Annotated in this window: 14 protein-coding genes; 6 read left to right on the top strand and 8 right to left on the bottom strand. The window is 76.7% G+C overall.

The genetic code is table 11. The annotated features are described in order from the left end of the window. Positions 1–9 precede the first annotated feature (9 nt). From F593_RS30225 to F593_RS0103480, 5 genes are all read left to right on the top strand, one after another. Positions 10–330, top strand: coding sequence for a hypothetical protein (locus F593_RS30225; RefSeq protein ID WP_022927376.1), 321 nt, complete (start codon positions 10–12; stop codon positions 328–330). 354 nt (positions 331–684) lie between these two features. Next, positions 685–2,172 (top strand): PepSY-associated TM helix domain-containing protein, encoded by a 1,488-nt coding sequence (locus F593_RS0103495; RefSeq protein ID WP_022927375.1) that lies wholly within the window; start codon positions 685–687, stop codon positions 2,170–2,172. Then, positions 2,169–2,840 (top strand): iron transporter, encoded by a 672-nt coding sequence (locus F593_RS0103490; protein ID WP_022927374.1) that lies wholly within the window; start codon positions 2,169–2,171, stop codon positions 2,838–2,840. Before F593_RS0103495 ends, F593_RS0103490 begins: the two co-directional genes overlap by 4 nt. Further along, complete coding sequence (locus F593_RS22180; protein ID WP_022927373.1) at positions 2,837–4,129, top strand: DUF7405 family protein; 1,293 nt, start codon at positions 2,837–2,839, stop codon at positions 4,127–4,129. The genes F593_RS0103490 and F593_RS22180 overlap by 4 nt, the downstream gene beginning before the upstream one ends. Beyond that, positions 4,126–4,653 (top strand): hypothetical protein, encoded by a 528-nt coding sequence (locus F593_RS0103480; RefSeq protein ID WP_157251527.1) that lies wholly within the window; start codon positions 4,126–4,128, stop codon positions 4,651–4,653. Before F593_RS22180 ends, F593_RS0103480 begins: the two co-directional genes overlap by 4 nt. Positions 4,654–4,921: 268 nt before the next feature. On the opposite strand, the gene F593_RS22175 is transcribed toward F593_RS0103480, so the two are convergent. The 6 genes from F593_RS22175 to F593_RS0103450 form a co-directional block, all read right to left on the bottom strand. Further along, positions 4,922–5,593: a 4'-phosphopantetheinyl transferase family protein gene (locus tag F593_RS22175; protein ID WP_169449144.1), complete on the bottom strand. Its 672-nt coding sequence runs from the start codon at positions 5,591–5,593 to the stop codon at positions 4,922–4,924. Next, complete coding sequence (locus F593_RS0103470) at positions 5,590–6,171, bottom strand: NADPH-dependent FMN reductase (RefSeq protein ID WP_022927370.1); 582 nt, start codon at positions 6,169–6,171, stop codon at positions 5,590–5,592. Before F593_RS0103470 ends, F593_RS22175 begins: the two co-directional genes overlap by 4 nt. A gap of 99 nt (positions 6,172–6,270) precedes the next feature. Continuing rightward, entirely contained in the window at positions 6,271–8,760 is a 2,490-nt protein-coding gene (locus tag F593_RS0103465) for a choice-of-anchor A family protein (RefSeq protein WP_022927369.1), read from the bottom strand. 264 nt (positions 8,761–9,024) lie between these two features. After that, a complete protein-coding gene (locus tag F593_RS22170) occupies positions 9,025–9,912 on the bottom strand; it encodes a metal ABC transporter permease (RefSeq protein ID WP_022927368.1) in 888 nt (295 codons plus the stop codon). Then, complete coding sequence (locus F593_RS22165; protein ID WP_022927367.1) at positions 9,909–10,751, bottom strand: metal ABC transporter ATP-binding protein; 843 nt, start codon at positions 10,749–10,751, stop codon at positions 9,909–9,911. The genes F593_RS22170 and F593_RS22165 overlap by 4 nt, the downstream gene beginning before the upstream one ends. Then, positions 10,748–11,725, bottom strand: a complete 978-nt coding sequence (locus F593_RS0103450) for a metal ABC transporter substrate-binding protein (protein WP_084629306.1) — start codon at positions 11,723–11,725, stop codon at positions 10,748–10,750. Before F593_RS0103450 ends, F593_RS22165 begins: the two co-directional genes overlap by 4 nt. Positions 11,726–12,120: 395 nt before the next feature. Between F593_RS0103450 and F593_RS30220 the strand changes: the two genes are divergently transcribed. Then, a complete protein-coding gene (locus tag F593_RS30220; RefSeq protein WP_022927365.1) occupies positions 12,121–12,498 on the top strand; it encodes a Na-translocating system protein MpsC family protein in 378 nt (125 codons plus the stop codon). 19 nt (positions 12,499–12,517) lie between these two features. On the opposite strand, the gene F593_RS0103440 is transcribed toward F593_RS30220, so the two are convergent. Both F593_RS0103440 and F593_RS0103435 read right to left on the bottom strand, forming a co-directional pair. Continuing rightward, positions 12,518–13,165, bottom strand: coding sequence for a TetR/AcrR family transcriptional regulator (locus F593_RS0103440; RefSeq protein ID WP_022927364.1), 648 nt, complete (start codon positions 13,163–13,165; stop codon positions 12,518–12,520). Between the two features lie 4 nt (positions 13,166–13,169). Then, positions 13,170–14,057 carry a helix-turn-helix transcriptional regulator gene (locus tag F593_RS0103435; protein WP_022927363.1) on the bottom strand — a complete coding sequence of 296 codons (888 nt, stop codon included), beginning with the start codon at positions 14,055–14,057 and terminating at the stop codon, positions 13,170–13,172. Between the last annotated feature and the right edge of the window lie 4 nt (positions 14,058–14,061).

Genomic DNA, 14,061 nt, shown 5'->3' with positions numbered 1-14,061 from the left:
TCGCCCGCGGTGTCGTCCGGATCCCTCCTCTCGCGCTGGTGCGCCGCGGTCGCGGTCCTCTGCGCGTTCGGGGTCGCGGTCCTCACCGCGCCGGAGACGGCGCTCGTCCTCGGGCCGGCGCTGCTCCTGCTGCTCGTGCTCGTCGTCGGGGTGTTCCCCGGCGAGGAGGCGCTGGCCCGCGCCCGCGACCGGCGGTGGCGTGCCCGACGCGTCCGGGCCCCGGGACGCGCACCGCGCCCCGCGCTGCCCGACGTCGCACGCCCCTCGGGCATCTCGCGGGCCTTCGCGCTCGCCATGCGGCCGCCGCCCGCGGTCGCCCTCGCACGCTGACGCTGCCGGTCCGGTGACGGTCCGGGCGTGCCCGTGGGCGCGCGGCCCCGCCGCGTCCGCCCGCTGACGCGTCCGACCCCGTGACGGACGGGTGCGCCCGTGCCCGCCCGCACCCGGTCCGTCCCACGACGGTGGCCGGGGTCGTCCCGATCCGCCCTTCCCGGCGGCCCGGGTCGGCGGGCGCCCGTCACCTCCCCGAGGGCGCTCCGCGTCCGTCCGCGCCCCTCCGCGATCCCGCGGGGTGGGCCGCGACGGTCGCGGGCGTCGAGCCCGCGTTACCGGTCGCATCGCTGCGTGCCCGGTCGGCCCGTGGATCCGCCGCGTCCTCGTCCGTCCACCGAGACCCGCCAGAGCATGACCACCGACACCACCTTCCCCGTCCCATCCGCGGGCCCCGTCCCCGCCGACCCCGACCCGCCGCCGGCCGCCCGACGGGCCCACCCCCGGCGGACCTCGTTGCGCCCCCTGGTGCTGCGGATCCACTTCTACGCGGGCGTCCTCGTCGCGCCGCTGCTCGTGATCGCGAGCGTGACGGGGCTGCTCTACACCGCGACCCCGCAGATCGAACCGCTCGTGCACCGCCACGAGCTGCACGTCGACGCGCCGCCGGGTGCCCGGACCCTGCCCCTGATCGACCAGGTCCGGATCGCCCGGGCCGCGCACCCCGAGGGCACCGTCGCGAGCGTGCGCCCGGCACCGAAGCCCGACGCCACCACGCGCGTGACCCTCGACGTGGCGGGCCTGCCCGACGGCTATCAGCGCACGGTCTTCGTCGACCCCTACCGCGGCGAGGTGCGCGGCGCGCTGCAGACCTTCGGCGAGTGGCTGCCGGTCCGCGCGTGGATCGACGGCCTGCACCGCCACCTCCACCTGGGCGAGACCGGCCGGCTCTACAGTGAGACCGCGGCGGCGTGGCTGTGGGTCGTCGTGCTGGGCGGGGTGCTGCTCTGGGCGCGCCGCAGGCGTGACGCCCGCCGGCGCGCCGGGCCCGCCGCGCCCGCGCCGAAGGGCACGCGCCGGCGCACCGTCAGCCGCCACGCGCTCGTGGGGATCGTCGCCGCGGTGGGGCTCGTCGGCCTCTCGGCGACCGGGCTGACGTGGTCGAAGCACACGGGTGAGCGCGTGAGCGCCCTGCGCGACGCCGTGTCCTGGCAGACGCCGCGGGTCGACGCGGGCGCCCCGGTCGACGAGCACGCCGGACACGCGGGCCACGGCGGTGGGGACTCCGGCGCCACGAGCGCGGGCGAGCCCGAGCGCCTCTCCGCGATCGACGACGCCGTGCGCACCGCCGGACGCTCCGGGCTCGTGGCGCCGCTCGAGGTGACCCCGCCCGCCCAGGACGGCGCGGGCTGGACGGTCCAGGAGGTCCACCGCCGCTGGCCCGTGCGCCAGGACGCCGTCGCCGTGAACGCGACCGGCGTGCGCACGACGGACGTCTCGCGCTTTCAGGACTGGCCGATCGGGGCCAAGCTGACGGAGTGGGGCGTCGACGCCCACATGGGCCTGCTCTTCGGCCTGGCCAACCAGCTCGTGCTCGCGGCCCTGGCGGTCGGGCTGCTCGCCCTGGTGTTCCTGGGCTACCGCATGTGGTGGCAGCGCCGGCCCAAGCGCGGATCGCGCCTGTCGGTCGGCCGGCCCATGCCCCGCGGGGCGTGGCGCCACCTGCCGTGGCCGACCCTCGTCCCCCTCGCGCTGGTGACCGTCGCCGTCGGCTGGGCGATCCCGCCCCTCGGCGTGACCCTGGCCGCGTTCCTCTTCCTCGACGGCCTGATCGGCCTGTGGCGCCGCCGCGCCCGGCCCGCCGTCGCCACCTCCCCCTCCGACACGAAGGACCCCCGATGACCCCCCGCACCCGCACCTCCTCCGGCTCCCGCGCCACCGCCCTGGCCGCCGCGGCGACCCTCGCCCTCGCCGGCGTCCTGGCCGGCTGCGGCGGGGGCGAGGACGACGCCCGCGTGTCGGCCTCCGGCACCACGGCCACGGCGCACGGCGACGGGCACGCCGACCACGGCGCGACCGGCGAGCCCGCGGCCGCCGCTCCGTCGAAGGCCGACCAGCAGGCGCACGCCGCCACGATGCAGATGCGGCGCCTCGGCTCCGCGACGGCGGGGGATCGCAAGATCGAGCTCGACGCCTCCGACGCGACGACGTTCACCGTCCCCGAGGGCGGGCGGTTCGTCACCCACCGGCCGCGAAAGGGCGAGAACGCGCATCTCATGCTGATGCTCTCCGACGTCGAGACGGGCGAGCGGCTGCCGGACGCCACGATCACCCTGCGGGTCGTCGACGCGGCGGGCAAGGTCGTCTCGTCCGGTCCGCAGTACCCCATGTTCGGCATGGGGATGGGGATGCACTACGGCGACAACGTGACGATCCCGAAGGCCGGGAGGTACGTCGCGCAGCTCGTCGTCGGGCCGCCGATGATCGGGCGCCACGGCGACGTCGCGCAGCGATGGACCACGACCGTCCGCGCCGAGATCCCGTTCACGTGGGAGGACGCGGCGCGATGAGGATCACCCGACGCCGGCTGCTCCTCGGCGGCCTGACCGCCGGCGCCGCGGGCGTCGGGGCAGCCGTCGCGGCGGGCGGCGGGACGGACGGGGGCGGGGCGGCCGATGGCGACCCGGCCGTCGGCGGGGCTCACGGCCGCGGAGGAGCGGACGGTCGCCCCCTCGCCCCGCTGCCTCCGGCCGTGACCTCCGACGTGCGCCAGCACGCGTGGGACGCCGTCCTGCGCCGCGACGCCGACGGCAACGTGCTCGCCCCGCGGTTCCATCGCCTCGTGCTCTGCGACCTGGCGGCCGAGCCGACACCCGCGCGTGCCCACGCGGCCGAGGCGGCCCTCCGCCGCCTCGAGCGCGCGGTCCCCCGCGGGCCGGACGGCGTGCTCGTGACGGTGGGCTGGGGGCCTGCGTGGTTCCGTCGCATCGGGGTCGCCTCGCCGGTCCCGGCACCCCGTGCGCTGGCCCCGACCGAGGCACCCCGGCTCGACGACCACGTCGTCGTCCACCTGGCCGCGGACGACGAGGCGCTGCTGGACCGCGTGGAGCGGGCGCTGTTCGCCGGCGCCACGCTGCCCGGTGCGGGCGACGTCTCCCTCTCCGGGCTGCTCCGCGTGCAGGCTCGGCGGACGGGGTTCGTCGGTGCGGGCCTGCCGCGGCGTCACCAGCCGGGCACCGTCGGCCTGCCGACGGACCGCCCCATCGCGCGCGAGGCCCCGCTCTACATGGGGTTCCGCTCCGGGCTGCGGCGCAACCAGGCGACAGAGGACGACGTGACGATCGCCGACGGTCCGTGGGCGGGCGGGACGACGATGCACGTCTCGGCGATGGACCTGACCCTGGACACCTGGTACCACGGCGTCGACGAGGCAGGACGGGTGCGCCGGATGTTCGCCGCCGACCGCACGCCCGCCGACGTCGACCGCCACCCGCGGGGCCTCGACAACCCGGCGCGCGACCTCGCTGCCGTCGCCCGTCGCCACGGGGTGGTCGGCCACGCGGAGTCGATGGCCGGCGTCCGCCGGAACGGCCGCCCGCGGATCCTGCGACGCGACTTCGACAGCGCCGACGGCGACGCCGCCCAGGTGCACTTCGTGGCGCTGGGGCGGTCGATCGCCGACTTCGAGGCCACGCGCGAGGCGATGAACGCCGCCCGCGTGACGAACGAGGGCGCGGGCGTCGGCGCGCAGGTCAACAACGGCATCAACGAGTGGATCACCGTCACCGCACGGGGCAACTACCTGCTGCCGCCGCGGCCGCAGCGGATCTGCCCGGGCCTGGCGGGGTGGTCGGCGTGAGGCGCCGGTCGGGGCCGCCCCTCGTCGCGCTGGCGCTTCTCGTCGCCGTCCCGGCCGGCGCGGTGGCCCACGGCGGGATCCTCCTCGGCAGCGCCGTGGCGGGGCCCTACCGCACGCAGGTGATGGCGGCGCCCCTCGTCCGTCCGGGGGAGCGGCCCGCGATCGACGTGACCGTCTACCTGTCGGGCGTCGAGACGAACACGCCGATCACCGACGCGACGGTCCGCACCGCGGTCACCGTCGACGGGCGCACGCTGCGTCCGCCCGTGCGTCGGATCGGGGGCGGCTACGAGGCCATCGTGCCCGTGGGCGACGCCTACACCGTGGGCCGTCAGCGAGTCGTGGTCGACATCGCGGGCCCGCGGGGGACGGGGCAGGTGACCGTCGACCCGGTTCCGGAGGACGGTGGGCCGCCGACGGGGCTGCTGGCGGGGAGCGGGGTGCTCCTCCTGCTGCTCGGGGCGTGGGTGGTGCGGGTGCGGCGCACGCGCGCGCGGCGCGAGGCCGACGCGCCGGCGTCCTAGTTCGGGCCCGTCGCCGGCGACCGTGACGCGTGGTTCACCGCGGCGCCTCATCCGTCGGCTCCGCGGGCCGCCGTGCATGCCTCGCCGCAGACCGGGAATGCGTCCTGCGTGCGCCGCGGGTCCCGGGAGGCCGGCGGCGTGCCATCAGCCGAGGGGAGGCGGGGCGCTGAGCGAGCGGCGACCGGCAGACCGTCGGCGTCGTCGACCGGCGGGATCCGCGGGCGGGCAGGCACGCGACGCGACGCCTCGCCGTCCCGCCGCCGCGCCCCTAGGGTGCGACCACCGCGAGCGCCGCCCGGTAGCCGCGCGCGGCGTCCAGGTCCCGCAGCGTCAGGCGGTCCGGCCCGGGCACGCCGGCGGGGGCGACCAGCACGCGCGGCGGGTCCTCCAGCGCCAGCTCGAGCGTCGTGGGGTCCACGAGCAGGCCGCGGCCGTCGGCCTTGAGCACCGCCTCCTTGCGCGTCCAGAGCGCGAGGAACGCGTCGTGGCGCGGGCCGGGCTCCAGGCCCGCGAGGGCGGCGCGCTCCGACGGGGTGCAGACCACGCCGAGCAGTCCGGCGTCGGGGAGCGGCGCGCCGGAGCCGCCCTCCACGTCGACGCCGACGCGCCGGCCCCCGTCCGCCACCGCGACGAACACGTGCGCGCCCGCGTGCGCGACGGAGAGGTCGAGCGCGGCGGCGTCCGCGACCCGCGGCCGCCCGGCAGGACCGACCGTCAGCGGCACCTCCGCCGGGGCCACCCCGAGCAGCGCGCCCAGCGCCGTCCGGGCCAGCCGGCGCCCCGTGGCGAAGCGCGCCCGGTCGGCCGGCCGCCGCAGCCGCGCCAGCCGCTCGCGCTCCGCCTCGTCCAGGAGCGCGAGCACCGCCTCGTCGGGCTCGGTGGCCAGCGCGCGGTGGACGGCCACGCCGGGCGGCAGCCCGGGACCGCCCGGGGCGCTCACGTCCCCGCGCGCGCGGTCTGCAGCGCCGACGCCCACCACACGAGGTCGGCGGCGAGCCGGTCGAGCTTCGGGTCCAGCGGCGCGAGCATCTCGACGTCGAACGCCGCGGCCTTCAGGGCGGGCACGAGCAGGTCGGGCAGCACGTGCACGGCGTGGCGCAGCGGGGCCATCTCGAGCTCGACGGCCACCTGCCGCAGCTGCTCCACGGCCCGCGCGCCACCCACGCCGCCGTACCCGACGAACGCCACGGGCTTGCGCTGCAGCTCGACGGAGACGTGGTCCAGCGCGTTCTTCAGCGCCGCGGGGTAGCCGTGGTTGTACTCCGGGGTGACGACGACGTACCCGTCGGCCCCGTCGACGAGCCCGGCCCACGCCGCGGTGGCGTCGTCGGGGTAGGTGCGCCCCGCGTGGGCGGGGGCGACGGCCAGGTCGTAGAGGGGCAGCGGGTGCTCGCGCAGGTCGACGAGCTCGGCCCGCAGGTCGTCGCGCCGATCGAGGCGGTCCATCGCCCACGCCGCTGCGCGCTCGCCGAAGCGCTTGCTGCGGGTGCTGGCGAGGAGGACCTGGATGCGGAGCATGGGCGGCGATCGGTCGGGGGAAGACGACGCCGCGGCGGCCAGGCCGCCGCGGCCCGCGCAGCCTAGCCCATTGGAGTTAGGGCCGCCTTACTCGACCACTCACCCCCGGCCGGTCGGCGGGTCGCCCAGGACCCGCACGACGGCGGAGGCCCGCACGGGGGCGGGCAGGCGCACCGCGTCGGCCGTCGCCCGCAGACGCCGCAGGACGCCCGCGGTCGAGCGGCGGGGGATCGCCCGGACGGTGAAGCTCGAGCGGGCGCCGCGTCCCAGGCGGGCGACGTCGCGGCACAGGGCCCCGTCGCGCCGCACCGCGCCGGGGTGGGGCGTCACGAGCAGGTCGGCCGCCGGGCTGTGGCAGACGCGCACCGCCCGCGCCCCGGCAGGCGCGCCGCCCCGCACCGTCACGCGGTACGAGAAGCGCTCGCCGATTCGCACGGTCCGCGGCGCGTCGATCGCCACGCCCAGCGCGGGGCGGGCGTCGACGACGCGGATGCCGGCCGCGGACACGTTGTTGGTCGTGTTCGGGTCCGGGGTCCTGGCGGTCGCGACCGTGACGTTCTCGAGCGTCCCGCGCTCCAGCAGTCGGCCCCGGATGCGGACGACCACGCGGGCGCCCGGGCGCAGCGTGCCGAGCGTGCAGCGGATCGGGCGGCGAGCGGTGCACGACGCGGCCGACGGGTCGAAGGCGGGATCGGTGCTCGAGACGACCTCGACCAACGCCCGGGCGCGGCGGTTGAGGTTCGCCGGATCGACCTTGGGGAGCTCGCGGACGACGGCGTCGACGGCGGGCTCCGGTCCGCGGTTGCGGACCTCGACCCGCACCGTCGCCTGACTCCCGACGGGCGCGACGGCCGGGGTGATGGTCTCGCGCACCGCCAGGTCCGCTCCGGCACCGGCGACGAGGGGCGCGCCCGGGGGCGGGGAGGGCGTGCCGACGGGCAGCCGCGGCCCGTTCCCCGGACGCTCGTCGGCGGGCGCGAACGGGTCCGTCGGGTCCGGGGTGCCGGTCGTTCCCGCGCCCGGGTCGGGCTCGGGGGCGGGGGCGGGATCCGGCTCGGGGCCGGGGTCGGGGTCGGGATCAGGTTCGGGGGCCGGGGCGTACGTGTTCTGGACGGTCGCCGACAGCCGGGAGCCGGGAGCGATCGTGACGACGGGACGGTCGACCGCGACCGTGGCGGCGCCGCGGGGATCAGGCTCGGAGACGGCGTAGCGCACCCCGCCGGGCACCTGGCCGATCGGCACCTCGCCGGCCGCGACGCGCGTCGGCAGCACGACCGTGCGGGCCTGTCCGGCGGCGAGCGCGATCTGCCGCCGCCGGCCGTTCTCGCCCCGCAGCACGATGTCCCACGTCCCGCCAGGGGAGGGCCCGGAGACGAGCTTCCGCACCAGCACGCGGCCGCGGCACGCCTCTCTGCTGGCGGTGGCCCGCACGGTCGTGCTGCCGGCCCGGGCCACGATGACGTGGGGGCTGCGGGCGTCGGCCACGGTGAAGTACGCGTCGCGCCGGGCCCCCACGCGCAGGCGGCCCGTCTGGGCGCTCTCCTCGTCGCGCCACGTCACGTCGACCGCCTCGTCGTCGCGGTTGCGCAGGCGCATCGTGCTCGTGTCGGCCACCGCGTCGCGGCAGGTCGGGTCGAGCGCGACGTCGGGGCCCGGGGCGTCGGGCAGCGGCAGGCAGCCCCGGAACGTGCCGTGCCGCGAGGTGCTCTGGCCGCGGAGCGACGCGCCCCAGAGCTGGCCGTAGAGCTGCGCGTTGCCCGTGAACTCGACGGCGGCGCGCGGCGCGAGGACCGATCCGGGGAACGCGATCCCGGGGCCGATCTGCACCCGCGACGCCTGCGGGATGTTCCAGAGGGTGGCGTCGCGCAGGGCGGCGAGCTCGGCGGGTGGCGCGTCCCCGAGCTGCTGGTACGACGAGCCGTTCCAGTAGGCGACCTGCGTCAGGGCGTTGGGGGCCGCCGTCGACACGTCGTCGCCGAGCACCGTGATGATCGTGGTCGAGCCCGCCGGCACGCGGATGAGCACCTCCCGGGCGTCGCCGAGCTGGGCCGAGGTGAGCTCGAACCCGTTGCGCGCCTGGTTCGTGCCCTCCAGCGTGATGGCGCCCGCAGCGTTCGGTGCCGACACCGTGCCCGTGGCCTCCAGGCCGCCGAGCCGGTCGGCGAGCGCGTCGAGCGCCGCGAACTCGGCGTCCGTCGAGAACGGCAGCGGGGCCTGCGCGAGGGTCCCGTTGGGCGTGGCCATCTGCCCCGTGAACGTGCCGGCGTAGCGGACGCTGCCGTTCGGGGCCTGGGTGCCGTTCGCGGTCAGGTCGCCCCCGACGAGCAGATCGATGCGCTCGGCGTCCGGCGTGCCGCGCACCCCGACCGCCCACCCGCTGACGGTCGCGTCGCCCCCGGCGAAGACCCGGCCGTCGACCTGGGTGTTGCTCGACGCGTAGTCGTCGTGCACGAAGACGCCGTAGTCGCCCGGCGTGCCGAGGGCGACGCAATCGCTCGGGGCCTGCGCCCGGGCCTCCCGTGGGCCCGTGCCGAGAAGGGCGGCGGCGAGCAGCGCACCGGCGACGAGGGCGAGGGCCAGGGCACGCATGTGGGCACGCTACGCCGGGCGGGGGGAGAGTCAACCCCCGTTCCGGGTGGTGGGGCCATCCGTCCCCCCGCCCTTCGGTTCGGCCGAGCCCGGCCGATCGTGTGGTGTGGCAAGACGTTCGTGCCGCCGGCCCCCGGGGGGACTACGGCCGGCGGCGCGGACGGCCTACGACGATGGGTCGCCCGCGCCCGCGCCCGCGCGCCCGCGTCGCTCAGCCCGCGCGTCCTCGACCCCGGCCGCTGTCCCGGCCGCCATGCGCGGCCCTCAGTCCGCCGCCACGGCCCCGCCGGCCGCCGCGGGCGGCTCGACCCGCCGGGCGCCGCGGCGTTGCGCCAGGACCCCGTGAGGGGCCAGCACGTAGGCGGCGACGAACTGCAGGGAGAGCACGCACACGATCGCCCCGCCGGTCGACCAGTCGAGGTGGTAGCTCAGGTACGTGCCGAGCAGGCAGGCGGAGACGGAGCAGCCGATCGCCCAGCCGAGCATGCGCGAGAACCGGTCCGTGATCAGGTAGGCCGTCGCGCCCGGGGTGATGAGCATCGCGACGACGAGCACGATGCCGACGGCCTGCAGAGCGACGATCACGGTCAGCGCGAGCGCGCCGAGCAGCAGGGTCTCCAGCCGCTTCGGCGAGATCCCGATCGCGTGGGCGTGCGTCGGGTCGAACGCGTAGAGCACGAGGTCGCGGCGCTTGTAGAGCAGCGCCGCGGTAACGACCGTGCCGATGATGACGACCTGCACGATGTCGCCGTCGCTCACGCCCAGGACGTTGCCGAAGAGGATGTGGAAGAGGTCGATCTGGGACGGGATCGCGCTCACCAGCACGAGCCCGAGCGCGAACAGCCCCGTGAAGACGATGCCGATGGCGGCGTCCTCCTTCACCCGCGAGGTCCGGTTGAGCGCCCCGACGAGCCCGACGGCGGCCGAGCCGAAGACGAACGCGCCGATCGCGAACGGGATCCCGATCACGTAGGAGAGGACGACGCCGGGCAGCACGGCGTGGGAGACCGCGTCGCCCATCAGCGACCACCCGAGGAGGGTGAGCCAGCAGGAGAGGACGGCGCAGGCCACCGCGCAGACGAGCGCGACGAGCAGCGCGCGCTGCATGAACTCGAACCCCAGGGGCTCGGTGAACCACTCGATCGGGCTCATGCGGCGACCCCCGTGGCGCGCAGCGCCTCGACGGGCACGAACCCCCCGAACGCCTCGCCGAGCGGCCCCGGTCGCAGCGTCTCCTCCGGCGTGCCCTGGGCGACGATCCGGCGGTTGATGAGCGCCACCTCGTCGCAGAGCGCGGGCACGGCGACGAGGTCGTGGGTCGAGACGAGGATGGTCCGCCCCTCGGCCGCGAGGCCGCGCAGCAGCTCGGTGATGGTCGCCTCGGAGCGCTTGTCGACGCCCGCGAACGGCTCGTCGAGCAGCAGCAGGTCGGCGCCTTGGGCCAGGCCGCGGGCGACGAACGCGCGCTTGCGCTGGCCGCCCGAGAGCGCGCCGATCTGCCGGCCGGCGAGGTCGGTCAGCTCCGTGCGCTCGAGCGCGGCGTCGACGGCCTCGTGGTCCTCCGGCCGCAGGCGCCGGCGCGGGCCGAGACGGCCGTAGCGGCCCATCGCCACGACGTCGCGGACGGAGACGGGGAACTGCGGGTCGACGTCCTCGTCCTGCGGGGCGTAGGCCACGCGCCCGGCGCGGCGGGCGTCGTGCGGGTCCGCGCCGAACAGCAGGACGGTGCCGCGATCCGGCCGGACGAGACCCATGAGCGCCTTGAACAGGGTCGACTTGCCCGAGCCGTTCATGCCGATCAGTCCCTGCACGAGCCCGGAGCGCACCCGCAGGTCGACGCCGTCGAGCGCGAGGGTGGAGCCGTAGCGGACGGCGAGACCCGAGACGGCGACGACGTCGCCCGTCGCGGCGGCGGCCCCGGTCCGGTCGCCGGGGGAGGGGCGGCCGGCGGTCGCGGCCGGGTCGGGGGTGGGGCGCGAGGTCGTGCTCATCGGGTCTCCTGGGCGGCGGGGGCCAGCCCGCGCGCGATCGTTTCGGCGTCGCGGCGCAGCAGGTCGAGGTAGGTGGGGACGGGACCGTCGGCGGCGGAGAGCGAGTCGACGTAGAGCGTGCCGGCGAAGCGGGATCCGGCCTCGTCGGCCACCTGCTCCATCGACTTGGGGTTCACCGTCGACTCGCAGAAGACGCCGGGCACCGCGCGTCGGCGGACGACCTCGACGGCCGCGGCGATCTGCTGCGGCGTGCCCTCCTGCTCCGCGTTGACGGGCCAGAGGTACGCCTCGCGCAGGCCGAGGTCGCGGGCGAGGTAGGAGAAGGCGCCCTCGCACGAGACGAGCACACGACGCTCGGCGGGCACGCCCTGCAGCCGGCGCCGCACCCCGTCGCCGACGGCCCGCAGCCGCGCGGCGTAGGCGTCCGCGCGGCGGCGGAACTCGGCGGCCCCGGCGGGGTCGAGCTTCGTGAGCGCCCGCCGGATGTTCTCCACGTAGATCTGGGCGTTGTCGGTCGACATCCACGCGTGCGGGTTCGGCTTGCCGGCGTACTCCGAGCCGCCGCCGATCGGCACGGGCTGCACGCCGTCGGTGAGCGTGGCCGACGGCGCGTCGGCCAGGTCGACGAACTGCTCGAACCAGCGCTCGAGGCCCAGCCCGTTCTCGAGCACCAGATCCGCGTGGGCGGCCTTCTTCAGGTCGCTCGGCGTCGGCTCGTAGCCGTGGATCTCGGCGCCCGGCTTGGTGATCGACGCGACCTCGACGCGGTCGCCGCCGACCTCGCGCGCCATGTCGGCGATGACGGTGAACGTCGTGAGGACGAGCGGTGGCGCGTCGGCGGGGCGCGTCGTCCCGGTGCTCGCGCAGCCGCTCAGGGCGAGGGCGAGAACCGCCACGGTCAGCGCGGCGGCGACGCCACGACTGCGTCGTCGTAGGACCGTGGTTCGGCCTCGGCCAGATACAGATTGAGGCATGCCAAGATTTAAGCACAATGGTGCCAAAGCCCCGACGCGACGGGCCCGATGCGCTCTGCAGGGCCCACCCTGGGCCGTCCACCGTGCGGCCGCGCTTCCGGGGACGGCGGGCGCCGGACGGCGGGTGCGTCGTCGTGGCCCGCATGGCGATTGCGACCCGGGGTAGCCGTCGGGCCGGCGAGGCGGTCGGAATCTCCGGCCCGCCCTCTGTCATCCGCGAAGGCGCGATCGGCGGCCGGCCCGTGGCCCGGGCCGGCCGTCTCCCGCCGTTCGTCGCTCCGCCGATCGCCGAGACCGGTCGATGGCCGGATGCGCGGCCGGTAGGTTTCCCGTGCGCGGGGACGGGTAACCACGTCCGCTTCCCCCGTGACCCACGACGGACGACGACCGACACCGTGCCCGAAGAACGCCGCAACTCCCAGGCCGAGCGCATATCCACGGCCATCGCGAACGCCTACAAGCAGCACTACGGTCGCGGGCCGACCGTGATCCTGACCCGCTTCGCCGGCCCGGACGTGGTCACGTGCGTGCTCGAGGACAGCAAGAGCCCCGCACAGGCGAAGCTCATGCAGGTCGGCCGCGACGACCTCGTCCACGAGGCGCGTTCAGCCCTGCAGGCCGCGCACCAGGACGAGCTGTGCGCGATCGTCGCCGAGATCACCGGTCGCCGGATCCGCACCATGGTCAGCGGCGTCAACGTCGCCGACGACGTCTCCGTCGAGACGTTCCTGCTCGAGCCCGAGGACGAGGCGACCGAGCTGCCGGGCACCTGAGCCCGGAGCACCCCCGTCCTCAGAGGTGCCCGCGGCGCTCCGCAATCGTGCGCGCCGCGTCGCCCACCCCGACGAAGAGGTCGGCGCAGTCCGCGACGAGCTCTTCGCGGGTGACGTCGAGCGCCCCGTCGATCCAGGCGATGAGCAGCTCGGCCATGCCGCCCGCCAGCAGCCCGGCGGTCACACGCAGCAGCGGCTCGGCGGCGGCGGGCGGGGCGTAGTCCTCGCGGCCGTAGCCGGCGATGACCTCGGAGAGGGCGGTCATGGTGCGCATCCGGCGCCGCATGAGCGGCTCGCTGCCCAGCGCCTCGACGAAGACGACCCGCGCGCGCCGCGGATCGTCGGTGAGCGCGCGGACGCCCGCGTCGATCGCGGCCAGCGCCCGGGCGCGCCGGCCGCCGTCGGCGGCGGCGACCGCGGTCGTGACGGCGAGCGTCGCGTCCGTCGCGATCTCGTCGAAGACCGCGACCGCCAGCTCGTCGAGTCCCGCGAAGCTCTCGTAGAAGAACCGCGCCGTCAGCCCCGCCTCCGTGCAGATCCCGCGCACGGTGGTCGCGGACCAGCCGCGCGTGCCGAGCAGCTCCAGCCCGGCGTCGAGGAGCGCCCGCCGCCGGGCCTCGACGCGGTGCTCCGCGCTCTGACCGGCGTAGACGCGGGACGAGGACACGGACCTACTCTCGCAGGCCCGCCGCCCGCTCCGGCGTGCCGAGGCGGGCGTCCTCCGCGTCCTGCGTCGCGGCCCAGGTGCCGAGCAGCCGCAGCGCCTCCTCCGCCCGCGAGCCGGGCTCGGCGGCGTAGGCGTAGAGCCAGCGCTCGCCGTCGTGCAGCCCCAGCGTCTCGATGTGCACGACGAACTCGCCGACGACGGGGTGGCGGAAGCGCTTGGGGCCGCGGCACCGGCCGTCGACGTCGTGCTCGGCCCACCACGCGGCGAACTCCGGGCTGGCGACGGAGAGCTCGCCGATCAGGGCGTGCAGCCCCGTGTCGCGGGGGTGGCGCCCGGCCGACTCGCGCAGGATGGAGACGGTGGCGCGGGCGACCATCTCCCAGTCCACGAGGAGCTCGCGCACCGACGGCTCGAGGAACAGCCAGCGCGTGTGGTTGCTCGCCGGGGACGGCGCAGGCTCGAGCCCGACCATCATCGCCCGGCCCAGCCGGTTCATCGCGCCGACCTCGCCGCGGAAGTCCACGATCAGACCCGGGATCTCGAGCCGGTCGAGCAGCAGCCGCGACCCGGCGTCCAGGGGCGGCAACGTCACGTCCCCGGCGGCGGGGGCGGCGACCGTCGAGCGGACGAGGTTGTGCAGGTGCAGCCGCTCGACCTCGGTCAGCCGCATCGCCCGGGCGATCGCGTCGAGGACCCCGTCGGAGGGCTGCAGGTCGCGGCCCTGCTCCAGGCGGGCGAAGTAGTCGAGGCTCACGCCGGCGAGCATCGAGACCTCCTCGCGCCGCAGGCCCGGGACGCGCCGCCGGCCGTCCGTCTCGATGCCGACGTCCTCGGGCTGCACCCGGGCCCGGCGGGTCCGCAGGAACTCCCGCAGCTCGGCGTTCTTGGCCATGGTC

Source organism: Patulibacter americanus DSM 16676 (assembly GCF_000420025.1).
GTDB lineage: Bacteria > Actinomycetota > Thermoleophilia > Solirubrobacterales > Solirubrobacteraceae > Patulibacter > Patulibacter americanus.
Note: the sequence above shows the minus strand (reverse complement) of the source record. Positions and strands in the feature narration are given on the sequence as shown.

What these genes read in the sequence shown, in the direction of transcription:
- F593_RS0103470 (WP_022927370.1), bottom strand. Translation starts at nt 6,171, where the DNA reads ATGCTCCGCATCCAGGTCCTCCTCGCCAGCACCCGCAGCAAGCGCTTC.
- F593_RS0103435 (WP_022927363.1), bottom strand. Translation starts at nt 14,057, where the DNA reads ATGGCCAAGAACGCCGAGCTGCGGGAGTTCCTGCGGACCCGCCGGGCC.
- F593_RS22170 (WP_022927368.1), bottom strand. Translation starts at nt 9,912, where the DNA reads ATGAGCCCGATCGAGTGGTTCACCGAGCCCCTGGGGTTCGAGTTCATG.
- F593_RS22165 (WP_022927367.1), bottom strand. Translation starts at nt 10,751, where the DNA reads ATGAGCACGACCTCGCGCCCCACCCCCGACCCGGCCGCGACCGCCGGC.
- F593_RS0103465 (WP_022927369.1), bottom strand. Translation starts at nt 8,760, where the DNA reads ATGCGTGCCCTGGCCCTCGCCCTCGTCGCCGGTGCGCTGCTCGCCGCC.
- F593_RS0103495 (WP_022927375.1), top strand. Translation starts at nt 685, where the DNA reads ATGACCACCGACACCACCTTCCCCGTCCCATCCGCGGGCCCCGTCCCC.
- F593_RS22180 (WP_022927373.1), top strand. Translation starts at nt 2,837, where the DNA reads ATGAGGATCACCCGACGCCGGCTGCTCCTCGGCGGCCTGACCGCCGGC.
- F593_RS0103450 (WP_084629306.1), bottom strand. Translation starts at nt 11,725, where the DNA reads ATGCCTCAATCTGTATCTGGCCGAGGCCGAACCACGGTCCTACGACGA.
- F593_RS0103490 (WP_022927374.1), top strand. Translation starts at nt 2,169, where the DNA reads ATGACCCCCCGCACCCGCACCTCCTCCGGCTCCCGCGCCACCGCCCTG.